17 protein-coding genes, 2 tRNA genes and 1 pseudogene are annotated in these 21,660 nt (G+C 46.8%); 16 read left to right on the forward strand and 4 right to left on the reverse strand.

The annotated features are described in order from the left end of the window. The first annotated feature begins 746 nt into the window (after positions 1–746). Together HMPREF2955_RS07100 and nrdG are read left to right on the forward strand one after the other, a co-directional pair. Entirely contained in the window at positions 747–2,960 is a 2,214-nt protein-coding gene (locus tag HMPREF2955_RS07100) for an anaerobic ribonucleoside triphosphate reductase (RefSeq protein ID WP_070722194.1), read from the forward strand. 126 nt (positions 2,961–3,086) lie between these two features. Further along, the gene (gene nrdG / locus HMPREF2955_RS07105; RefSeq protein ID WP_070722228.1) at positions 3,087–3,593 is read left to right on the forward strand and encodes an anaerobic ribonucleoside-triphosphate reductase activating protein; all 507 of its coding nucleotides are present in this window, start codon (positions 3,087–3,089) and stop codon (positions 3,591–3,593) included. 254 nt (positions 3,594–3,847) lie between these two features. Here the strand turns inward: nrdG and HMPREF2955_RS07110 are convergent, their stop codons facing one another. From HMPREF2955_RS07110 to HMPREF2955_RS07120, 3 genes are all read right to left on the reverse strand, one after another. Continuing rightward, positions 3,848–4,441: an RNA polymerase sigma factor gene (locus tag HMPREF2955_RS07110; protein WP_009230169.1), complete on the reverse strand. Its 594-nt coding sequence runs from the start codon at positions 4,439–4,441 to the stop codon at positions 3,848–3,850. Between the two features lie 489 nt (positions 4,442–4,930). Next, a complete protein-coding gene (gene lgt / locus HMPREF2955_RS07115; protein ID WP_070722196.1) occupies positions 4,931–5,773 on the reverse strand; it encodes a prolipoprotein diacylglyceryl transferase in 843 nt (280 codons plus the stop codon). 378 nt (positions 5,774–6,151) lie between these two features. Beyond that, entirely contained in the window at positions 6,152–6,574 is a 423-nt protein-coding gene (locus HMPREF2955_RS07120) for a DUF3127 domain-containing protein (RefSeq protein ID WP_070722197.1), read from the reverse strand. Between the two features lie 251 nt (positions 6,575–6,825). Here HMPREF2955_RS07120 and dnaN point away from each other — a divergent pair, with 251 nt between their 5' ends. From dnaN to HMPREF2955_RS07170, 10 genes are all read left to right on the forward strand, one after another. Next, positions 6,826–7,953, forward strand: a complete 1,128-nt coding sequence (dnaN, locus tag HMPREF2955_RS07125) for a DNA polymerase III subunit beta (protein WP_070722199.1) — start codon at positions 6,826–6,828, stop codon at positions 7,951–7,953. A gap of 98 nt (positions 7,954–8,051) precedes the next feature. After that, positions 8,052–8,906 (forward strand): 3'-5' exonuclease, encoded by an 855-nt coding sequence (locus tag HMPREF2955_RS07130; RefSeq protein ID WP_019186992.1) that lies wholly within the window; start codon positions 8,052–8,054, stop codon positions 8,904–8,906. Positions 8,907–8,941: 35 nt separating this feature from the next. Beyond that, on the forward strand, positions 8,942–10,165 hold the full coding sequence (gene coaBC / locus HMPREF2955_RS07135) for a bifunctional phosphopantothenoylcysteine decarboxylase/phosphopantothenate--cysteine ligase CoaBC (protein ID WP_070722231.1): 1,224 nt from the start codon (positions 8,942–8,944) through the stop codon (positions 10,163–10,165). 374 nt (positions 10,166–10,539) lie between these two features. After that, the gene (locus HMPREF2955_RS07140; protein WP_070722201.1) at positions 10,540–11,445 is read left to right on the forward strand and encodes a type IX secretion system protein PorD; all 906 of its coding nucleotides are present in this window, start codon (positions 10,540–10,542) and stop codon (positions 11,443–11,445) included. A 1-nt stretch (position 11,446) separates the two neighbouring features. Continuing rightward, a complete protein-coding gene (gene recN / locus HMPREF2955_RS07145; RefSeq protein WP_070722202.1) occupies positions 11,447–13,108 on the forward strand; it encodes a DNA repair protein RecN in 1,662 nt (553 codons plus the stop codon). Between the two features lie 19 nt (positions 13,109–13,127). Further along, complete coding sequence (locus tag HMPREF2955_RS07150) at positions 13,128–14,780, forward strand: trypsin-like peptidase domain-containing protein (protein ID WP_070722204.1); 1,653 nt, start codon at positions 13,128–13,130, stop codon at positions 14,778–14,780. A gap of 157 nt (positions 14,781–14,937) precedes the next feature. Further along, positions 14,938–15,552, forward strand: coding sequence for a recombination mediator RecR (recR, locus tag HMPREF2955_RS07155; protein WP_070722206.1), 615 nt, complete (start codon positions 14,938–14,940; stop codon positions 15,550–15,552). Between the two features lie 330 nt (positions 15,553–15,882). Continuing rightward, positions 15,883–16,317 (forward strand): hypothetical protein, encoded by a 435-nt coding sequence (locus HMPREF2955_RS07160; protein WP_070722208.1) that lies wholly within the window; start codon positions 15,883–15,885, stop codon positions 16,315–16,317. Further along, on the forward strand, positions 16,310–17,500 hold the full coding sequence (locus tag HMPREF2955_RS07165) for a glycosyltransferase family 2 protein (RefSeq protein WP_070722210.1): 1,191 nt from the start codon (positions 16,310–16,312) through the stop codon (positions 17,498–17,500). The genes HMPREF2955_RS07160 and HMPREF2955_RS07165 overlap by 8 nt, the downstream gene beginning before the upstream one ends. Then, positions 17,497–18,009, forward strand: coding sequence for a GNAT family N-acetyltransferase (locus tag HMPREF2955_RS07170; protein WP_009230181.1), 513 nt, complete (start codon positions 17,497–17,499; stop codon positions 18,007–18,009). The genes HMPREF2955_RS07165 and HMPREF2955_RS07170 overlap by 4 nt, the downstream gene beginning before the upstream one ends. A gap of 1,417 nt (positions 18,010–19,426) precedes the next feature. Here HMPREF2955_RS07170 and HMPREF2955_RS07175 read toward each other — a convergent pair. Next, positions 19,427–19,954: a hypothetical protein gene (locus tag HMPREF2955_RS07175; protein ID WP_070722212.1), complete on the reverse strand. Its 528-nt coding sequence runs from the start codon at positions 19,952–19,954 to the stop codon at positions 19,427–19,429. A gap of 390 nt (positions 19,955–20,344) precedes the next feature. On the opposite strand from HMPREF2955_RS07175, the gene HMPREF2955_RS07180 reads away from it, so the two are divergent. The 4 genes and pseudogenes from HMPREF2955_RS07180 (at position 20,345) to HMPREF2955_RS07190 (ending at position 21,615) form a co-directional block, all read left to right on the forward strand. Further along, positions 20,345–20,418, forward strand: a tRNA-Asp gene (locus tag HMPREF2955_RS07180). A 25-nt stretch (positions 20,419–20,443) separates the two neighbouring features. Then, a tRNA-Asp gene (locus HMPREF2955_RS07185) sits at positions 20,444–20,517 on the forward strand. Between the two features lie 294 nt (positions 20,518–20,811). Then, positions 20,812–21,095, forward strand: a pseudogene (locus tag HMPREF2955_RS17150) (T6SS effector amidase Tae4 family protein). A gap of 7 nt (positions 21,096–21,102) precedes the next feature. Further along, positions 21,103–21,615: a WG repeat-containing protein gene (locus HMPREF2955_RS07190; protein ID WP_371326383.1), complete on the forward strand. Its 513-nt coding sequence runs from the start codon at positions 21,103–21,105 to the stop codon at positions 21,613–21,615. Positions 21,616–21,660 lie beyond the last annotated feature (45 nt).

Raw genomic sequence — 21,660 nt, forward strand, 5'->3', positions numbered from 1 at the left:
CGTTTAGCGGCATTTTACCCTGCGTTTTGCACCAAAATGCCTTGCGTTTAGCACCAAAACGCACCGCATTTAGCACCAAAACGCAGTGTATTTAGCACCAAAACGCAGTGTATTTAGCAGCATATTGCACTGAATTTAGCAGCAAATCGCCCAAAATATGGTGCAAATGGCTGTTCTTTTAAATAAAAATTCATTTTACCGCATTCACAAACTACCCCCATTTGCATCAAAACCAACCTTCGCGAGAATTGATTTTTTGCGGTCGGATGTTAGGTTGGCGGACAAAAAGGCAGTCATAATGTTAAAAATCTTACTAAAAAGTAGACAAAAACTGATGGGTTGACAAGGTGATATGAGGTAGATGGGCAGTTGACAAGGTTGATGAAGTAACAAGCAGTCGGGCAAACAAAGTAATAGTCGCAGCCATATTTCACCATCATCAGTTGACAAGTTGCCATACCAACAACGCTGTAAACAGCTATCTATCAATGGGCTTACACAATCCAATAAAACGGACTAATATTTACGAAGAAAAGAAGATAAAGTTATTCAAAACAAGAAACTAAAACCACAACAAAACACAACAAGTTTCCAAAACAAAAATATAAAACACTGATAGTCAATCGTTTGACAAATATTAACGCGTTAAAAGTTATCCAAAACGAACAACCTATTGATATTTAAAGTATCTTTGCAGTAATAATTCAACAACAAAATAACGAACCTAATAATACACCCTCACGAGAATGATACAGACAGTTGTAAAGAGAGACGGACGCATCGTGGGCTTTAACGAGCAAAAGATAATGGCCGCCGTACGCAAAGCGATGCTCCACACCGACAAAGGCGAAGACGAAAGATTGGTTCAGCAGATAGCAGACCGCATCGGATTTGTGGGAAAACCGCAAATGACGGTGGAAGACATCCAAAACCAAGTGGAGATGGAACTGATGAAGAGTAGCCGAAAAGATGTGGCTAGGGCTTACATTTCTTATCGAAACCAACGCAGCGTGGCAAGAAAGGCCAAAACGCGCGACGTGTTTTTGGAGATTATCAACGTGAAAAACAACGACATTACGCGCGAAAACGCCAACATGAACGCCGATACGCCGGCCGGAATGATGATGAAGTTTTCGAGCGAAACCACTAAGCCGTTCGTTGACGACTACCTGTTGAGCGAAGAAAGCAGGGAGGCCGTACGCCAAAATCGCCTGCACATACATGATAAGGACTATTACCCAACAAAGTCGCTTACCTGCTGTCAGCACCCGCTAGATCACATCTTGGAACGAGGATTCTCGGCCGGACACGGCTCATCGCGTGCGGCCAAGCGTATCGAAACGGCCAGTGTGTTGGCTTGCATCTCGCTGGAAACGGCACAAAACGAGATGCACGGCGGACAGGCAATACCCGCTTTCGACTTTTATCTCGCCCCTTACGTTCGTGCCAGTTTCGTAGAAGAGGTCAAGGCCTTGGAGGAGCTTACGGGCGAAAACTATGCCCATATATATAATAAGGAGATAAACGACTATCTGAAAAAGCCGCTCGACGGGCTTGAAGGCGAGGCGCGCATCGTGCAACATGCTATCAATAAGACCGTGGCTCGTGTGCACCAAGCTATGGAGGCCTTCATTCATAACATGAACACCATCCACTCGCGCGGTGGAAATCAAGTGGTATTCTCGTCGATTAACTATGGCACCGACACTTCGGCAGAGGGCCGTTGCGTTATCCGCGAATTGCTGAACAGCACCTACGACGGCGTTGGAAACGGCGAAACAGCCATCTTCCCCATACAGATATGGAAGAAAAAGCGCGGCGTGAACTATCTGCCCACAGACCCAAACTACGACCTTTATTGCCTAGCATGCAAGGTTACGGCACGACGTTTCTTCCCTAACTTCCTCAACTTAGACGCCACCTTCAACCAAAGCGAGGCATGGAAGGCCGACGACCCTAAGCGTTACATGCACGAAGTGGCTACGATGGGCTGCCGAACACGCGTTTTTGAGAACAAGTACGGCATGAAGACCTCGGTGGGAAGAGGCAACCTGTCGTTCTCTACCATCAACATTGTGCGGTTGGCCATCGAGTGTATGGACATTGCCGACAAGGATGCGCGCATAAACAGTTTCTTTGCCAAGCTAGACAACATGCTCGACGTGGCCGCAAGGCAGCTTAACGAACGCTACGACTTCCAAAAGACGGCTATGGCCAAGCAATTCCCCTTGCTGATGCGTAGCCTTTGGACAGGCGCAGAAAATCTTTCGCCCGACGACACCATAGAAAAGGTTATCAACCAAGGCACTTTAAGCATCGGCTTTATCGGTTTGGCAGAATGCCTTAAAGCCTTACTTGGCGTGCATCACGGCGAAAGTGACGAGGCACAGCAGCTGGGGTTGCGCATTGTAGACTACATGCGGTGCCGTTGCAACGAGTTTTCGGAGAAGTATCACCACAATTTCAGCTTGCTGGCAACGCCTGCCGAAGGTTTATCGGGCAAGTTTACCAAGATAGACCGCAAGAAGTTTGGCGTATTGGAAGGCATTACCGACCGCGACTATTACACCAACTCGAACCACGTGCCGGTATATTACAAATGTAGCGCACGCCATAAGGCCGAGGTGGAGGCACCTTACCACGAGATGACGAGGGCTGGACACATCTTTTATGTAGAGATGGACGGCGATGCCACACACAATCCGCAAGCCATCATGAACGTGGTAGACATGATGGACCACTACAACATGGGCTATGGCAGCGTTAACCATAACCGCAACCGTTGTTTGGACTGCGGATTTGAAAATGCTGAGGCCAACTTGGAGGTTTGTCCGCAATGCGGCAGCAAGCACTTAGACAGGTTGCAACGCATTACGGGTTATCTTGTTGGAACAACAGACAGGTGGAACAGCGGTAAGTTGGCCGAGTTGAAAGACAGGGTGATACACGAAACGGAATGAGGCACGCAATAAAACGAGCGTGGCAGCAGTTTGCAAGGCAGAACACGCATTACAAACAAACATCGAAGTGGCGCATGATAGGGTGCGTCGCTTTCGAAATAGGATACATATAAGCACAACACGATGATGGCTGACAACAAATATACATTGCGCGTGCTGTCTATTATTGAAGACACCACCGTAGACGGCCCCGGATTTAGAACCTGCATATATTGTGCAGGGTGCACTCACGCGTGCGAAGGCTGCCACAACCCACAATCGTGGAACAGGGATGGCGGCGAAGAAATGAACATCGGGCGCATCATGCAGGTGATTAAGGCCGACCCGTTTGCCAATGTTACGTTCAGCGGCGGCGACCCAATGCTGCAAGCAGAGGCGTTTACGGCATTGGCCAAAGAGATAAAACGACAGACGAAGAAAGACATTTGGTGCTACACGGGCTTTACTTTCGAGGCCTTACTTAAAGACAAAGGCAGGCGTGCTTTGCTCGAACAGCTTGATGTGCTTGTAGACGGACCATTTGTTCGCTCACTCCGCGATGTGGGATTGCGCTTTCGTGGCAGCTCCAACCAGCGTCTTATTGATGTGCAAACATCGCTGGCAAGGGGCAAAGTGGCTCTTTGGCAAGGGTAACTGATGGGAAAAGCGTTGTGCTAAACGCTAAATGATAAAGGTTCCGTTTCGAACAATTCGAAACGGAACCTTTATTGTGTTGGGAAAAACGCCATCGCATTGAGAAAATCACCCTTATCAACAGGGGATTTTCAAGGCTTTCAAACGATGCAGGGCGCATGTTCTTTGCCGCCTAACATTTTTATGTGATGGGCATTGGCGCACGTGCTTGCTGCAAAAGGCAGCCACAAACGCGCTTGTCACAGCTTGTTTTTCTAATCTAATTGCAGTGCAACACCGTTGGCGGCTGCCATTCGGCGCATGTTCATCACCGCATAGCGCATGCGGCCCAAGGCCGTATTGATGCTCACATTGGTGAGTTCGGCTATCTCTTTGAACGACAGATTTTGGTAGAAACGCATAAATACAACCTCTCGCTGAGTGATTGGCAAAAGGTTCATCATGCGTTGCACATCACGCAACACCTGTTCTTTTACAAAGTGGTTTTCGATATTCGCGTCGAGAACGCTAGTCGAATCGCCATAGAGGTCGTTTTCATTGTACACCTCCATCGTCTTCTCGTTCTTCTGACGCCTGTACCAGTCCATCACCGCATTATGCGCAATGCGCAGCATCCAGGAAACGAACTTTCCGCTAGAACTGTACTTGCCTTCGTGAAGTTTGGAGATGATTTTAACGAACGTTTCTTGGAACAAATCCTCCGCCATACTCCTGTCGTGTACAATGAACAAGATATAAGAAAACAGCCTCGATTGGTTGCGTTCAAGCAACAAGTCGAAAGCTTTGTTGTTCCCATTGACGTAAGACATGGCCAATTCTTCGTCGGTCATTTCGCTAATCTTAATCATTTTCTAATGGTTTTGATATGGAGTACAGTTCTGTCGATAGGCTCTACTTTTTAGTTATTGTATTTCTAGCGTTAAAAATTCTTTGCAAAGTTATGTATTTTTGCGGTCTTTACCAAATGTTTTAACGTAAATCGCCCTATTCAAGCGAAGAAAGGCGAACCAAACTGCGCTTTACTGAAAAACAGAACAACCGTTGGCGCGCAAGCATTTGAACAAAAGGACGGGAAAGTCTAGCTGTAACAATTTTGAAAGCTTGGCTGTTTTAGATACGACACGAGCTGCCGGTTTAAAGGTGTCGGCTACCATTGTGACCTCCGTATGGGTTTCGGGTCTTGTTGGGCTTTCGTGAGTCACAACGAGAGGATAGCCATGAGAAATCTAACCCGATAGCACTAAACCCGTCGCAATAGACTTTTCAAAGGGTTGCCAACGGATGTTTTTAGTATGGGTAGGCTATGTTTGCTGTACTTTTGGAGATAAATCAATGGCTTATTTGTGTTTGTTTGCAAGCTTGTGTTGTGCATTCCACATAAAATATAAGCCGATAGCAACGAGTGGTAAGGATAGGATTTGGCCCATGTCGAGCACTAAATGATGCTCGAAATCTACCTGTACCTCTTTGATAAACTCAACAAAGAAACGGAAAGTAAATACAAGTGTTAGGCAGTAGCCAAAGAAAAAGCCAGAGCCGATGGTTGTTTTCTCTTTGCGCATTTTGTAGAGCAACACGCCTAAACAAAACACGATGGCATAGAAAACGGCCTCGTATAGCTGTGCAGGATGGCGTGGAAGTGGGTCTACACGAGTGAAAACAAAAGCCCAAGGCACGTCTGTTGCTTTGCCGATAATCTCTGAATTCATTAGGTTTCCAAGCCTAATGGCCATTGCTGTGAATGGGGCGGCAAAGCCAATGCTGTCTAACACAAACAGGTATTTCATCTTCATTTGTCGGCAATACAGGTACAATGCAATGAGAAGTCCTATAACACCGCCGTGAGAGGCTAGTCCTGCGTAGCCTGTGTACCGCCATCCGCCGTCGGAAAGAAAGCGAATAGGGAGGAACATCTCAACAAAATGTTTGAAACTTCCGAAGAAATAGCTAGGTTCGTAAAACAGGCAATGTCCCAAACGTGCCCCCAATAGCACCCCGAAGAAAACATAAACAAAGAGTGATGCAAACTTGGAGTCGGCTATTTTGTATTCTTTGAAGAGGCGCGCCACGATATAGGTGGCACCGATAAGGCCGATGCCCCAAAGCATACCATACCATCGTATGGCAAAAAAGCCTAGGTTGATAATGTCCGTAGGCGGATTCCAGTGGATGTAGTTCATGTCTTTGAATTTTGAGGTTGTGGGGGGTTATGGACGTTAGCTTAGATATTGTGAACTTCTGGGTTTCTAATCTTGCTGTTTCTCTGTCTTTAAACTGTCCTTGCGCTTATTGTTTCGAGGAATTGTTAGTTTGCTGGTTGCGTACGAATTCAGATACTTAGAAACTCAGAAATTCATAAACTTAAAGACTTAGAGGCTCATGAACTCATAAACTCAAAGGCCCATAAGCTTAAAAACTCAAAAGCCCAAAAGCTCATAAACTTAAAAACTCATGAACTTATGAACTTAAAAACATTCATAAGCCCTAAAAGTACGAACGCCCCCACGTCGTTTGCAACTGCGTGAGGGCGTGTTTGGCTATTTCGTGTAGCGCGTTCGTTAGAACGGCAGGTCGTCCGAACTGTCTTCTGCGGGCGCGTCTTGCGCTGGTGGGAAACCAGCAGGAGCTGCACTTGCGGTTTGTTGTGGCGGGAAGCCCGCTGGTGCTGCTTGTGTGGCTTGTGGCGCGGCGGCAGGAACACCGAATTGTGCAGGGTCTACCAGGCGAACGTCGTAGGCGCGGATGCTGTTAAACCAGCGTCCTTGATATTCGTGAGCATCGATGTCGAACGACACCATCACTTCTTGTCCCACTTGCACGTTGAAACGCGCAATTCTATCGGCACCAAACACCGAGAAAACCATTTTGTGGGGATAAGCCTCGTGTGTTTCAATGACGTATTCTTGCACCTTCCATTCTCCTTTGGCAGAAACTCCCGTCTTTTCGGGGAGTACAGCAATGACTTTACCTTGTATGTCCATTGTATATGTCCTTATATGTTTAATGTGATAATATTAGTTGCTTTCTCACGAAACGGGGACCGATAGCCCGTTTTTGTAGTGCGAAGATAATAATTTAGTTCTGAAAACTAAACTTTTCAATCTTTTTTTTTGCTAATAAGCGCGATTTTAGTATTTTTGTGCTTATAAACTTCATATCGTGCAGGGCAATTTTACATTGTCTTGTGCGGTGGAGTGTAACCGTGCCATAATTAAAATAACGATAAATACTGATGAAATTTTCAATCTCAAGTTCGGCATTAAGTAGCAAATTGCAAAACTTGGCCAAGACGCTAAGCGCGAAACCGTCTACGCCTATTCTCAATAACTTTCTTTTTGAAGTGGTTGACGGCGTGCTGACACTTACCACTAGCGACAGCGAAACGACGATGAAGGCTACGTTGAAACTGGACGAAAGCGACAGCAACGGCCGCTTTACCGTGCCTAGTCGTACCATTCTCGATGCAACTCGCGAACTGCCCGACCAACCTTTGCACTTCGACATCAACTTGGAGACTATGGCTGTGCAGATAACTTACCAGAACGGCGTGTACAACTTCACGGCTCAGTCGGCCGAAGAATATCCCCGTAACAAGGAACTGGCTGCTGATGCGGCAAGCATACAGATGGAGTCGGCGGTGCTGCTCAACAGCATCGTGCGTTCGATTTTCGCCACGGGGCAAGACGAATTGCGCCCCATCATGAACGGAATTTACTTCGATTTGAAGGAAGATGGGTTGGCCATCGTTGCCACCGACGGGCATAAGTTGGTGAAAAACAAGAACAGCGCCATCCGTTCAGAAGTGAAACGCTCTTTTGTGTTGGCTAAAAAACCTGCGTCGCTGCTGCGAAATATCCTCACGAAAGACGCCACGATGGTGGAAATTAAGTTCGACGACCGCAATGCAGAAGTGCATTTCCCCAACGGAATGCTGTCGTGCCGATTGGTAGAGGGCAACTATCCCAACTACGAATCGGTTATACCGAAAGACAATCCCAACCAAATTACCCTGGACCGCAAGGGCTTGGTGAGCGTGCTACGCCGCGTTTTGCCTTTCGCCAGCGAGAGCAGTCAGCTCATTCGCCTGCACATAGAGCAGGGATTGATTGAACTTTCGTCTGAAGATATCGACTTCGCCACTAGCGCCAAAGAAAGTATGGTGTGCGATTACGTGGGCATTCCCATGAACATTGGCTTTAAAGGCAGTGTGTTGGGCGACGTGCTTAACAACCTCGACTGCGACGACGTGGTGGTACAACTTGCCGATCCCAGCAAGGCCGCATTGGTTTTGCCCGCTGTTCAGCCTGAGAACGAAGAGGTGTTGATGCTCATCATGCCCATGATGCTCAACGATAACTGATGCCAGTAGCGCGTAGCCATGTGGTGGGTTGGGGTGTGCAACTTGCTTTTGCTGCCCTGCCGCGCCGCCATTGACAAACTAACTCCGTAACAGTGTAAATGAAACTGAACCTAACCCGTCCGCTCGTTGTCTTCGACTTGGAGACAACAGGGTTGGACTTGGTCAACGACCGCATCATACAAATATCGTATATCAAGATTTATCCCGATGGAAAGGAAGAGCGAGAGAATCTCTTGGTTTATCCCCAAAGGCCTATTCCCGACGAGGTGAGCGAGTTGACGGGCATCACAACCGACTTGGTGGAAGACGCTCCGACATTCGAAGAACTTGCACCTCGCCTTAACGAGGTGTTCAAAGGCTGCGACTTCGCTGGCTTTAACTCCAACCATTTCGACATTCCCATGCTTGCCGAGGAGTTTTTGCGTGCCGAAATAGACTTCGATTTCTCTTCGGCACGGCTCATCGATGCGCAGACCATCTTCCACAAAATGGAGAAACGCAACCTCGCCGCCGCCTACAAGTTTTATTGTGGTAGAAAGATGGAAGACGATTTTGAGGCTCATCGCGCCGACCAAGACGCAGAAGCCACTTACCGTGTGCTGTTGGGCGAACTAGAAAAGTATTCGGAGGCTAACCAAGAAGAGCCAGAACGGGTGTTGCCTAACGACATGGACTACCTTGCCGAGTTTTCAAAAAACAACGATAATGTTGACTTCGCCGGCCGAATAGTGTGGCGACCGGTGCTTGATGGCAAGGGAAACGAGATGCTGGACAGCAAGGGACAGGTGATAAAGAAAGAATACTTTAACTTCGGTAAGTATAAAGGTAGCGCCGTTGACGAGGTGTTGCAGCGCGATCCCGGCTATTACAATTGGATGTTACAGGCCGATTTCACCAACAACACCAAGCAAGTTCTTACGCGTATTAGGTTAAAGGGCTTTGGCGGACGTTGATGTCGGCTGCTCGCCTTTTAAAGTTTCTGCGACACATGTTGAAAGGAAAGAAAATTGTTTTAGGCATTACGGGTAGCATTGCCGCTTACAAAGCCTGCCTTATTTTGCGCCTGCTGGTGAGGCAAGGAGCCGAAGTGCAGGTTGTGATAACCGAGGCAGGCAAGCAGTTTATCACGCCCGTTACGCTCTCTGCACTAAGTGGAAAACCCGTAGTGAGCGAGTTTTTCGCAGCGAGCGACGGCACATGGCACTCGCATGTCGACCTAGGTATCTGGGCCGATGCGATGCTTATTGCGCCATGCACGGCCAGTTCGTTGGGCAAGATGGCTCATGGCATTGCCGATAACATGCTTATCACAACCTATCTCTCGATGAAAGCGCCTGTGTTTGTTGCGCCTGCTATGGACTTAGACATGTATGCCCACCCCTCAACGCAAGCCAATATAGACAGGCTTAGGCAGGTGGGCAACATCATTATCGAGCCGCAAGCTGGCTTTTTGGCCAGTGGGTTGGAAGGAAAAGGGCGTATGGAAGAGCCCGAAAGTATCGTGGCCACGCTTGAAAAGTATTTTGAAGACGAGGATAACGGCCATGCTTGTGCACCCCAAGGGCCGTTGAGGGGCAAGAAAGTGCTGATTACGGCCGGCCCAACTTACGAGAGGATAGACCCCGTTCGCTTTATCGGCAACTACTCTTCGGGAAAGATGGGCTTTGCCTTAGCCGAAGAATGCTGCCGAAGAGGTGCCGACGTGGTGCTTGTCGCTGGTCCTGTAAGCTTGCAATCTTCTGCTGCCATTAGGCGCATCGACGTGGAAAGTGCCGACGAGATGCACGCCGCTTGCTGCGCCGAGTTTGCCAATGCCGATGCCGCAATATTGTGTGCAGCCGTGGCCGACTTTAAACCTGCTGCCGTTGCTGCGCAAAAGATAAAGCGCGAAGGGGATGGACTTACCTTAGAGCTTGCCGCTACGCACGACATTGCCGCGGCTTTGGGAAGGGAGAAAAAAGAAAATCAGGTGCTGGTTGGGTTTGCCTTGGAAACCAATAACGAGGAAACGAACGCGCAAAAGAAACTCGAAAGCAAGAACTTAGACTTCATTGTGCTGAACTCTCTGCGCAACGAGGGCACTTGTTTTGGAACAGACAACAACAAGGTAAACATTATTTCGGCTACTGAGAAAAGGCAGTTCGGCTTTAAATCGAAGGCAGAAGTGGCCAAAGATATTGTTGATTATTTGTGCGAAAGGATGAAAAGATGAAAAAGAAGCCTCACCCCCAACCTCTCTCCAAGGGGAGAGGGGAGTGGTATGCCTAGTGTCTTTGCCACTCTGTCACCAAGTGTTTGGCTTAACTCCATAACGTTTAAAGGTGAAAGGGTGAAAAGGTGAAAGGGTGAAAAAATGGCTAACGCCACCTATACATTTGGCTTAACTTTTAAAGGTGAAAGGGTGAAAAGGTGAAAGAGTGAAAAAATGGCTAACGCCACCTATACATTTGGCTTAACTCCATAACTCCTTAACTCCATAACTCCTCCTATATATAATAAGGTGTATAACTCTGCAATAAGACATTTGGCTTAACTCCATAACTCCTTAACTCCATAACTCCTATATATAATAAGGTGTATCTGCAAATGAAGATAAAGATTGCGTTTTTGTTGGGCTTACTGATGGTTTGCCGTGGCGCGTTCGCACAAGAGTTGCGAGCGAAAGTCACTGTGAACGCCAGTCAGGTGCAAACCACCGAGACGGCGGTGTTCGACAACTTGCAACAAGCCATCGAACAATTTGTGAACAACCGACAATGGACCCACTTGCAGTTTAGGGATAACGAACGTATTGTCTGCAACTTCAACATCACCGTACAGCAATACGACCGCGAGGCCAATCGTTTCTCGTGTAAAGCTTTGATACAGGCCAACCGCCCCGTGTTCAATGCCTCTTACTCTTCTATTTTGTACAACAATACCGACAACGACTTCAATTTCGACTACTCGCAGTTCGACCAATTGGAGTTAAACGAAGACAACCTTTCCAACCAACTTACCGCTCTGTTGGCCTATTATGCCTATCTCATCATCGGGTTAGACCTTGATAGCTTTGCGCCTATGGGCGGCGAAGACGTACTTCAACGTTGCATGACCCTTGTGAATAATGCTCAAAACCTTCCGTTTGCTGGTTGGAAATCGTTTGACAACGACCGAAATCGTTTCGCCATCATCAACGATTATCTCGATGGAGCCATGCAACCCTTCCGCCAATTGCAGTACGATTATTACAGAAAGGGACTAGACGAGATGGTTAACAACGCAGAACGAGGACGCGTAAACATCACCACAGCACTAGAAGAGGGACTGAAACGTAGCAGGGAAAACAAGCCATTGAGCATGTTGCCGCAGATATGGACCGACTATAAGCGCGACGAACTGGTGCAGGTTTACCAAGGAAAAGGCACACAAAAAGAGAAACAAGCCGTGTACGAACTGCTGTTTAAAATCAATGCAAGCCAAAACAATGCTTGGGAAAAAATAAAAGAATGACATGCTAACACAACTATATATTAAGAATTTCGCACTTATCGACGAGCTAGACATGGACTTTCGTTCGGGCTTTTCGGTGATAACAGGCGAAACAGGAGCAGGAAAGAGCATCATACTTGGTGCGCTTGGCCTTGTTATGGGGCAGCGAGCCGACGTGAAAAGCATTAAGCACGGAGCCGAGAAGTGCACCGTTGAGGCGCATTTCAACATCGCCCACTATGGGTTAGAGCCTTTTTTCGAGCAGAACGACCTAGACTACGACGCCAACGACTGCATCATTCGCCGCGAGATAAATGTTTCGGGCAAGAGTCGCGCGTTCATTAACGATGCCCCTGCGCCGCTAGCGTTGGTCAAAGAACTGGGCGAACGTCTCATCGACATTCATAGTCAGCATCAAAACCTTTTGCTAAATAAGGAAGATTTTCAGCTCAACGTTATCGACCTTATCGCCCAAAACTCCGCCCAACTGGCCGAGTATGCCGAGGCATACGATAAATATAAGGCGGCCGAGAAAGAGTTGCGGCAGCTGGAAGAGCTTATCAGTGGCAACAAAGAGCGCGAAGACTACCTGCGTTTTCAGCACGCCGAGTTGGAAGAGGCCAAGTTGGAAGACGGTCAGCAGGAAAGTTTGGAGCAAGAGTCAGAAATGATGTCGCATGCCGAAGACATTAAGGCGGCACTTTATCAAGCTGTTGAAGGCATCGATGGCGAAAGCAATAGCATGCTTGGCAGCTTGCATACCTATGTCGGCAAGTTGCACGATATCGAAGAAATATATCCCAACGTAAAAGAATTGGCCGAACGACTGGATAACTGTTATGTCGAACTGAAAGACATTGCCCAAGACTTGGGTTCGCAGGTAGAGGACGTTGACTTCGACCCGCAACGCCTTGACGAGATAACACAACGGTTGAACATCATCTATTCGCTTGAAAAGAAATACCGACTAGATAGCGTGGCCGAGCTTATCGCCATGCACAACGACATAAAGCAACAGCTGCAACACATCGACAACGGCGACGCCGACTTGGAAGAAATGCGCAAGAAGAAGGAGCAGATGTTGGCCATTTGCACCGAGAAAGCCGCAAAACTAACCGCCATTCGTCAAGAAAAGGCGCAGCAGATAGAACAGCAATTGCAGTCTATGCTGATGGAATTGGGCATCCCCAAGGTGCAGTTCAAAATAGCGTTGAGTGCCAAAGAGCTGTCGCCCAACGGCTGCGACAAGGTTTCTTTCCTTTTCAGTGCCAACACCAACACGGCTTTACAGCCCGTAAGTCAGGTGGCATCGGGTGGAGAAATCGCCCGTGTGATGCTCTCGTTGAAGGCGATGATAAGCAATGCGGTTAAGTTGCCCACCATTATCTTCGACGAAATAGACACAGGCGTTAGTGGAAGAGTGGCCGAAAAGATGGCCAATATCATGGCCGATATGGGCAAAACAGATAGGCAGGTGATTGCCATTACCCACTTACCGCAGATTGCCGCGCTGGGTACGACCCATTATATGGTGTCGAAAGAAGAGACCGACCAAGGCACGGTGAGCCACATGAGCCTGCTCAACCCTAGCGAACGCGTTGGCGAAATAGCCAAGATGTTGAGCGGTAGCGACGTATCGGCCGCAGCCATAGACAACGCCAAGACACTGCTTGGCATACAATAATATACAGAAACAGTAATATATGAAATCAGTTTTCTTATCCTTGCTCTTCACATGCTTTGCCCTCGGTGCACAAGCACAGTCGGCTAATGTGCAGAAAGTTTTGAAATCGGTGTTCAGTCTCACCACATTTAAGAAAGACGGAAGTCTCCTTGCCTCGGGTAGGGGCGTGTTTGTGGGAGCTAATGGCGAGGCGGTGAGTACGTGGGCACCCTTTGTTGGAGCCGACAGTGCCATTGTGATAGATGCCAATGGCAATAAGCACACCGTGGATGTAATATATGGTGCAAGCGAGGTTTACGACCTTTGTAAGTTTAAGGTTAACGCCATTACCACGCCCGCACCAGCCGCTAAAACCCAAATGCCTGTGGGGGCGCGTGCTTGGCTTGTGCAGTATTCCACAGGAAGAACGCAAACAAGCGCATTGAAAGTGAAAAAGGCCGAGCCGTTTATGACCGATTGCTACTTCTATCAGTATGACGGACAGCCCGAAAGTATACACGTAGGCTGTCCTGTAACCAACGAGAAAGGCGAGGTTATGGGCTTGTTGCAGCACTCCAAGCTCAGCGGCGACTACAATTCCGTTGATGTTCGCTTTGCCGAAACCTTTAAAACTACGGGCCTGTCGGTAAACGAACCCATCTTAAAACAAACCACCATACGTATGGCCTTGCCCGATAAGCAAGACCAAGCCCTACTTATGCTGATGCTCGAAACGGGGCAAACGTCACCCTCGCGCTACCTGCGCTATGTGGAAGACTTTATCCATAAGTTCCCTAAGTCGGTTGAAGGCTATGTTTCGCAGGCGGAGTTTTATCTCGCCCGAAACGACTTTGGCAAAGCCAATGCCACCATGCAGACAGCTTTGAGTATGGCCGACAAGAAAGACGAGGCACATTATAATTTGGCCAAACTTATCTATCAAAAGGAGATAAAACAAGCCAACATGCCTTATCCACAATGGAACTTAGACCTCGCATTGGCCGAAACAAACAAGGCCTACGCCCTTAATCCGTTGCCTTTGTACAAGCATTTGGAGGCACAAATCGTCTATTTCAAGGGCGAATACGCCAAGGCTTACGAACAGTTTATGGCTCTGACGAAGACCAATCTTCGCAATGGCGAACTGTTTTACGAGGCAGCGCAGTGCAAACAACAGCTAAAAGCACCCTTCGAGGAGATTTTAACCTTGCTAGACAGTGCCGTAACAGCGCAAGATGCCCATCTTTCTGCCCCTTACGTGCTGGCTCGCGGTACGGCTTTGCATGGTGCGCAGCAATACAAGAAGGCTATGGCAGACTATAACCGCTATGATAGCTTGATGTTGGGGCGTGCCTCGCACGACTTCTATTATACGCGTGCACTGTGCGAAGTGCAGTTGCGCCAGTTCCAACAGGCGCTCAACGACTTTGCCCACGCCATTGTGCTTAATCGCACAGAGCCCACCTACTATGCCGAGTTAGCCCAATTGCAGTTGCGCGTTAACCAAAAAGAAGACGCTGTTGTTACGGCCGACTTGGGCTTGCGCATTGCTCCCAATTATCCCGATCTTTACCTCATTAAGGGCTTGGCCTTGGTAAACGACAACAAAAAGGCAGAAGGCCTGGCGGCATTGAACAAGGCTAAGGAACTGGGCGACACACGGGCCGACGACCTGATAAAGAAGTATAAGTAGAAACGAACGTGGCTTGGGGCGGGTAAAACCCCAACAGGCAGTAGCCTAATGGGTTTTCTTGCCTATGTGCATCCGCACGAAGAATGCCTTGCCTCACGCCCTTTCGCACCCAACGAACAACCCTTGGGCTGCATCAGTTGCAGTCATTCATCGCATAATGGAACAACAATATCCCTCTGCCCTCTTAGAAAAAGCGGTGGCCGAATTTAGTAGGCTACCAGGCATTGGCCGCAAAACGGCCCTTCGGTTGGTGCTGCATCTGCTGAAAACACGCGTTGAGGACGTGGAGAATTTTTCCTCCTCCATCCTCAAAGTGCGTAAAGACATTAAGTATTGTCAGCTTTGCCACAACATCAGCGACACCGAAACGTGTGCCATCTGTGCCAATCCGCGCCGCGATGCATCCACCATTTGTGTGGTGGAAAACATCCAAGACGTGATGGCCATTGAGAATACGCAGCAATACAACGGCCTATATCATGTGCTGGGAGGTGTTATTTCGCCTATGGATGGCGTGGGACCGAACGACATTGAGATTAATTCCTTGGTTGAACGTGTGGCAAAAGGCGGGGTGAACGAAGTGATATTGGCATTGAGCAGCACGATGGAGGGCGACACCACCAACTATTATATCTCGCGAAAGATTGCCCCTTACAAGGTGAAGACGAGCGTTATTGCCCGTGGCATCTCTGTGGGCGACGAGATAGAATATACTGATGAGGTGACGCTTGGCCGCTCTATCATCAACAGAACATCAATAGGAGAAACATAATACTTTAAGTTTCTGAGTTTGTGAGTTTCTGAGTTCGTGAGTTTGTAAGTTTGTATGCTCGTGAGCTTATGAGTCTTTAAGTTCGTAAGTTTTTTAGTTTATAAGTCTTTAAGTTCATAAGTTTATGAGTTCCTCTTCCTCCGAACGCGCCTCCCTTGTTGAAAGCTCGTAGCGTTTAGTTTGCGATGAAGACGATAAAAACATTAACTTCCGTTCTCACAAACTCAATACTTCCCCAGCTCACATCCTAATAAGCCCGTAACCCCATAAACTCAAAGACCCATAAAACCCATAAGCTCAAAGACTCACGAGCTAAAAAACTCAAACAATATGAAACCCCAACAAACGCTCAATATTATTTTTTACACCAGCACCGGGTTGTCGTTATTGGCAGCTTTGCTGTTCGAAACCGACATGTTGATAGGCGGATGGTGGGCCGACAATCGCTCGGCCGACTTCCTTTGCACTGCAATTCTCGAACTGCTTTCGCTTTGTGCCATCCCTGTGGCGTTCCGTTTGGTTCGTCCTGGGCATTCTAACACAGGCAGGATGAGTTACGATTGTCGTGCCATTTTGCGCCTTGTGTTGTTGGGCTTGCCTTTGTTGCTCAACACCTTTGCCTATTACGCCTTCATGGGTGTACCCTTTGGCTACATGGCCATTATCCTTTTTCTCTGCTTACTCTTCGTAGCGCCAACCCGTAATCGCTACGAACGCGAGAAAGCTAGTTTGCAAACCACCGACAACAGCTCCGAAAATGCCTAAACTTACGGTGGTTATTGTTAACTATAACGTGAAGTATTATGTGGAGCAATGCCTGCATTCACTTCGTAAAGCTTTGGCGGGTGTGGATGCCGAGGTGTATGTGGTTGACAATCATTCGCACGATGGGTCGGTGGAATACCTGCAAGAGCGGTTTCCCCGGCTAAACATCATTGCCTGCATGCACAACTATGGCTTTGCCTACGCCAACAATGTGGCCATTAAACAGAGCCAAAGCGAATATGTGCTGCTGCTCAATCCCGATACGTTTGTGGCCGAAAACGCCATACAAACGATGCTGAACTTTATGGACGAACATCCACAAACAGGCGGTATTGGCGTGCAAATGCTCGGTGCCGACGGACAAAAGGCGATGGAATCTCGCCGTGGCTTGCCCTCGCCAATGGTGTCTTTCTATAAAATGAGCGGACTTTGCGCCCGTTTTCCGCAGAGCAAACGTTTCGGTAAGTATTACCTTTCGTACCTTCCGTGGGATGCTCCTGCCCGCATCGAGGTGATAAGTGGTGCGTGTATGATGGTAAGACGCGAGGCGTTTGACAAGGTTGGGCTGTTAGATGAAGACTATTTCATGTATGGCGAAGATATCGACTTGTCTTACCGCATACTCAAAGCAGGTTACGAAAACTGGTATTTGCCGTGCCAAATACTTCATTATAAAGGCGAAAGCACCCACAAATCGTCTTTCCGTTACGTGCATGTGTTTTATCAAGCCATGCTTATCTTCTTTCGCAAACATTATCGGCACACGCGCTTTTGGGTGTCGTTGCCCATCAAGGCGGCCATATATTTCAAGGCGTTAACGGCCTTGTTAAACATCCAGACGCGTGTTTTGCGCCGCGCATTGGCCTTACGCCCACGGCGAAAGCAGCAGCCGGCATATCGTTTTTTCGGGTCGCAGACATCGTGTTTGGCTATCCAGCAGATGGCCAAACGCAAGGGATTGAGCGTGGAATGCACCGTGGCCAACGAGCAAACGCTGCCTTTGGGCCACGCCACAGCCGCAGAAACGCTTGCGCAACCCACCGTAATGGTTTACGATAGCAGTGTGTACCGCTATCAAACCATCCTCGAAATTATGTCGAAACATCCACAAAAAAACGTCACCCTTGGGCTTTTCAACCCCGAAACGCAATTGCTTATCACCACTAACGACATTATCAAATGAACAATCCCATAGTAAACTTACGTGCGATGGAACCCGAAGACCTCGACACGCTTTATAAAATAGAGAACAATCAAGCACTTTGGGCCGTTAGTGCAACAAACGTTCCGTATTCGCGCTTTGCCTTGCACGAATACGTAGAGACCAATACTAACGACATTTATGCCGACAAACAGGTGCGCATGATGATTGATAATGAGGCTGGCGAAACCGTGGGCATCATAGACTTGATGAACTTTTCGCCCCAACATAGTCGTGCCGAAGTGGGTATTGTTGTCATGAAACCTCATCGCCACAAAGGATACGCCACGGCTGCTTTGACAAAACTTGTGGCGTATGCTAGCCAAACGTTGCACCTTCACCAGCTGTTCTTGGTGGCCGATTGCGAGAACGAAAGTTGTTTGCGGCTGTTCGAGAAACTAGGTTTTGTGCAAACGGCTCTGCTTAAACAGTGGTTGCAGGTGAAAGAGGGCGTGTATAAGGATGCTTGTTTGATGCAGTTGTTCTTGTAGTAGGTAATGAGTTAATTGGTTAACGAGTTAACGAGTTAACAAGTTGACGAGTTAATAAGTTAATAAGTTGATAAGTTGACGAGTTGACAAGTTAACAAGTTAACGAGTTGACGAGTTGACAAGTTAATGGGTCTATCAGTTGACAAGTTTACTAGTTAACAAGTTAACAAGGGAGCAGGCTCACCACTTAGCCATGTTTGGCTTAACCCAAGGGCCGATAATTAATAAGCGAAAAAATTTGCTTTTGGATGCGGGTTGTACACCGCCGTTTGTTGCCAATGTGTTAGTGAAAACTATTTGTACCGTGGCTACAAACACGCTTGTAGTGTGTGTACAAGCATCGAAGTCGCCTTGACTTTTAATATCCTACAAATTGAGAGGAGTGCAGGACAAGTCAACTCACGGGCCTATAAACTAACGAAAGCCCAACAACTCCCGAAGACATTAGCTCCCCAATTCACAAACACGTCAGGTAAAAACTTAAATTGTTATCTTTTATTTTACAATATCACTCTAAATTCCGCGCTGTTCTAGCGCAAATACAGGCCATAAAGTAGGTAAATTGTCCCTATTTCTAGTCTTTCACGCCTTCAAATATGTTCGTTTTTAAGAAAAAGCCTGCATTTTGCACCATTTAGCCTTTCTAGTTTGGCTGAATGTTCGTAATTTCTCAAGCCCAATTACTCGCTTTTAGCCCCCAAAAACCTGCTTTTTAACAGCTATTTAGCCCTTTTCAGCCATATATCTAATGGTTCAGGAAGGTTTTGCTTATACCATTTCAGTGTATTTTTATGCTTTTTGTCCCTCATTCAGCAACATTTTGCACGGCTTTTAGCACCATTTTACCCTGCGTTTAGCATCAAAACGCACTGCATTTTGCGGCAAAACGCACTGCATTTAGCACCAAAACGCACTGCGTTTTGCACCATTTTACCTAGCATTTAGCGGCAAATAACCCTAAATATGGTGTAGATGGTGGCGTTTTTAAATAAAAATTCATTTTGTTGTGTTTATAGGCTAACCCCTTTTTGCATCGAAACAAACCTCCGCGAGAATCGATTTTTTGCGGCAAGATAAGCGGTTGCTGGATAAAAAGGGCACTCATAGTGTTAAATTTTATACCGAATAGTTTACATCAGTTGATGTGTAACCGCGTGGATAGGTTAACAGGTTGACAAGTTAACCTGTTGACAAGTTAACCTGTTGGCGAGTGGGCGAACGGACAAGTTAACGAGTGGATAGGTGAACGAGTTTATCGTTCTTTTCTCGTTCCTCTAAAAATGCGTTTTCTCGCCACGACGATGTTCGAGCAAACTCGACTTTGCGCCTTTGGCTTAACGAAAACGTTCATTTTCGTGTTTTAACATAAATACGTCCATTTCGACATAAGAACAGATGGAACATAAAGAAATGCGCTTTACTTTTTCCTCATTATGTGCCACAGGTTGTGGGCGAAGTTTGGAGAAGACACCAAGCTGTCTCCTAACAATTGTGCGTTGTTTCGGTTTGTTTTGTCTAGCACCTTCATAAGATACTCCGCCGTATTTGTGGGAGATTGCATCACGTTAAAGCTGTCCACCACCGTCCATTTCCCTTCTTTTAATAGGAAAGTAGTGTATAGTGCATCGTCGTTAGGTGTGAAATCGCCCTTTTGGATGTCTTTTATCATGCCCTTATCTATGGCGACAGCGAAAATGTTATACTGTTTTATTGCTGTTGTTATGTGTCGTTCTATGTTTTTGGCGTATAGGTGTGGGCGTTCATTGTCTTTGTCTTTCCAAAACCCCACCTTATTATATACGTCCCAAAAACTTCGTTCCTTGGCGGTGCGACCAAGAAAATAAACGGTGTATAGGCATGTGGACGTTTCTCCTGTGAAGTAGGGCAGCATTGTTTCCTCGCCGTCTGTTAGTGCAAACGGCGATGTATTGTGCTTACTTTCCATGAAGTCGATGGGAGTTGCGTGTAAACACCAGGCGTGGACAAACACGCCGAACAGGAGTATGACTGAAACGAAATGTCGCTTGCTTATTGTTAATGGCATATTATATCGGTAGTATAAGTTGAAATGGTGGTGTTTATGTTTGGGACTCTTGGTTCCTCATTGAGAGGCAATTGCAGACATCAGTTGTTTGTGTCGTTGCCTTTGCAAATATAATACTTTCTCTTAGAAAAACGAAGAAACGGAAACGATAAGTGTGCTGCTATGGCGGTAACAACGCAACCTCTGCCGCTTTAATTTTTTAAATGTGCACTTAAAAAATATGATAAACATTTTGCGGTTTCAATAATTATGTCTACCTTTGCACCGCAATTAAGAACGGTAGCTTAACAAGGTGCGTTAGTTCAGTAGGTTAGAATGCCTGCCTGTCACGCAGGAGGTCACGAGTTCGAATCTCGTACGCACCGCAAAGTTAATGTTCGCACATGGAAAGGTGCGTTAGTTCAGTAGGTTAGAATGCCTGCCTGTCACGCAGGAGGTCACGAGTTCGAATCTCGTACGCACCGCTTAAAGAGGAAGTGTCAATAAAAACATTTCCTCTTTTTGTTTCTTCTCTTTTTCGCTTTATTTCTATTTCTTTTGAGTATTCGAGGATAATAAGTATCTTTGTGATTAAAAAGTAATTTAATATGACGGCAATATCTTATTCAACACTTAGCTCTAACTTTGCACGAGTAAAGTCTCTTGCATCCTCGAAAGTGGGGAAGTTGATTGGTGGTAAAGTCGAAGCGAACATCAAAGCCAACATTTTTTAAAATGCTTGTGCTATTAGAATGTCGTATGCTTTTAATTATTCAGGCATGCCTATAAGCCGGTATGATGGGAGTGTCTCTTCGGGGAAAGATAAAAAATGGTACTTGTATCGAGTAGCAGGCATGAAAAAGTTTGTTAAGAAACATATAGGAGGGCTCCAATAAAGGGGCATGCAGCAAAAGATTTTCGAGGGAAGAAAGGTGTTATTATCTTTTCCGACTGTGAATGGGACGATGCTGCTGGGCACATTGCTTTGTTTGATGGGAAAGAAGGCGAAGGTAACGGGTACTTTGATGGGTGCGGAATGGCTTTATTATATGAACTTAAATAACATCAATATGAGAACTTCTGGCTGGTGTATCGTCATCTCTTTTCTTGCAGTGGTATTATTTGCAAACTGCAAGGATGCAGATAACCGACTTTTTGTTGCTGAACGGAATGGGCTTTATGGGTATATAAACGCCCAAGGCGATACTATTGTTGATTGCACATTCCCCTTCGCTTATACAGATACTATTTCGCGCATTGGTTTCGTTGCAGATAGTGCGGGCGCAATTAAATGTTTTAACAACAAAGGTGAGTTTCTCTTTAAGGTCTTCAATTACGATAACGGACCCGACTATCCTGCCGATGGGTTGTTTAGAATTGTAGATGATAACGCACTTGTAGGATTTGCCGATACGCTGGGGAATGTCGTCATCTCGCCACGCTTTAAATTTGCTTATCCTTTTAAAGAGGGACATGCAAAGGTGACTGATACAGGCGTGTTGGTGCCATGTGGTGAAGGTGTAGATCGCCATACCACTTGGCTATCCGATAAATGGTATTTCATTTCGAAGAAGAAAAAATAAGCAACAGTATAGTAAGCATCCAAAATTCGCCGTATTGATACTTCA

Source organism: Prevotella sp. HMSC073D09 (assembly GCF_001814145.1).
GTDB classification, from domain to species: Bacteria; Bacteroidota; Bacteroidia; order Bacteroidales; family Bacteroidaceae; genus Prevotella; species Prevotella conceptionensis.

What these genes read in the sequence shown, in the direction of transcription:
- HMPREF2955_RS07110 (WP_009230169.1), bottom strand. Translation starts at nt 4,441, where the DNA reads ATGATTAAGATTAGCGAAATGACCGACGAAGAATTGGCCATGTCTTAC.
- HMPREF2955_RS07160 (WP_070722208.1), top strand. Translation starts at nt 15,883, where the DNA reads ATGAAACCCCAACAAACGCTCAATATTATTTTTTACACCAGCACCGGG.
- HMPREF2955_RS07120 (WP_070722197.1), bottom strand. Translation starts at nt 6,574, where the DNA reads ATGGACATACAAGGTAAAGTCATTGCTGTACTCCCCGAAAAGACGGGA.
- recR (WP_070722206.1), top strand. Translation starts at nt 14,938, where the DNA reads ATGGAACAACAATATCCCTCTGCCCTCTTAGAAAAAGCGGTGGCCGAA.
- HMPREF2955_RS07165 (WP_070722210.1), top strand. Translation starts at nt 16,310, where the DNA reads ATGCCTAAACTTACGGTGGTTATTGTTAACTATAACGTGAAGTATTAT.
- HMPREF2955_RS07175 (WP_070722212.1), bottom strand. Translation starts at nt 19,954, where the DNA reads ATGGAAAGTAAGCACAATACATCGCCGTTTGCACTAACAGACGGCGAG.
- HMPREF2955_RS07130 (WP_019186992.1), top strand. Translation starts at nt 8,052, where the DNA reads ATGAAACTGAACCTAACCCGTCCGCTCGTTGTCTTCGACTTGGAGACA.
- HMPREF2955_RS07100 (WP_070722194.1), top strand. Translation starts at nt 747, where the DNA reads ATGATACAGACAGTTGTAAAGAGAGACGGACGCATCGTGGGCTTTAAC.
- recN (WP_070722202.1), top strand. Translation starts at nt 11,447, where the DNA reads ATGCTAACACAACTATATATTAAGAATTTCGCACTTATCGACGAGCTA.
- dnaN (WP_070722199.1), top strand. Translation starts at nt 6,826, where the DNA reads ATGAAATTTTCAATCTCAAGTTCGGCATTAAGTAGCAAATTGCAAAAC.
- lgt (WP_070722196.1), bottom strand. Translation starts at nt 5,773, where the DNA reads ATGAACTACATCCACTGGAATCCGCCTACGGACATTATCAACCTAGGC.
- HMPREF2955_RS07150 (WP_070722204.1), top strand. Translation starts at nt 13,128, where the DNA reads ATGAAATCAGTTTTCTTATCCTTGCTCTTCACATGCTTTGCCCTCGGT.
- HMPREF2955_RS07140 (WP_070722201.1), top strand. Translation starts at nt 10,540, where the DNA reads ATGAAGATAAAGATTGCGTTTTTGTTGGGCTTACTGATGGTTTGCCGT.
- HMPREF2955_RS07170 (WP_009230181.1), top strand. Translation starts at nt 17,497, where the DNA reads ATGAACAATCCCATAGTAAACTTACGTGCGATGGAACCCGAAGACCTC.
- coaBC (WP_070722231.1), top strand. Translation starts at nt 8,942, where the DNA reads ATGTTGAAAGGAAAGAAAATTGTTTTAGGCATTACGGGTAGCATTGCC.
- nrdG (WP_070722228.1), top strand. Translation starts at nt 3,087, where the DNA reads ATGGCTGACAACAAATATACATTGCGCGTGCTGTCTATTATTGAAGAC.
- HMPREF2955_RS07190 (WP_371326383.1), top strand. Translation starts at nt 21,103, where the DNA reads ATGAGAACTTCTGGCTGGTGTATCGTCATCTCTTTTCTTGCAGTGGTA.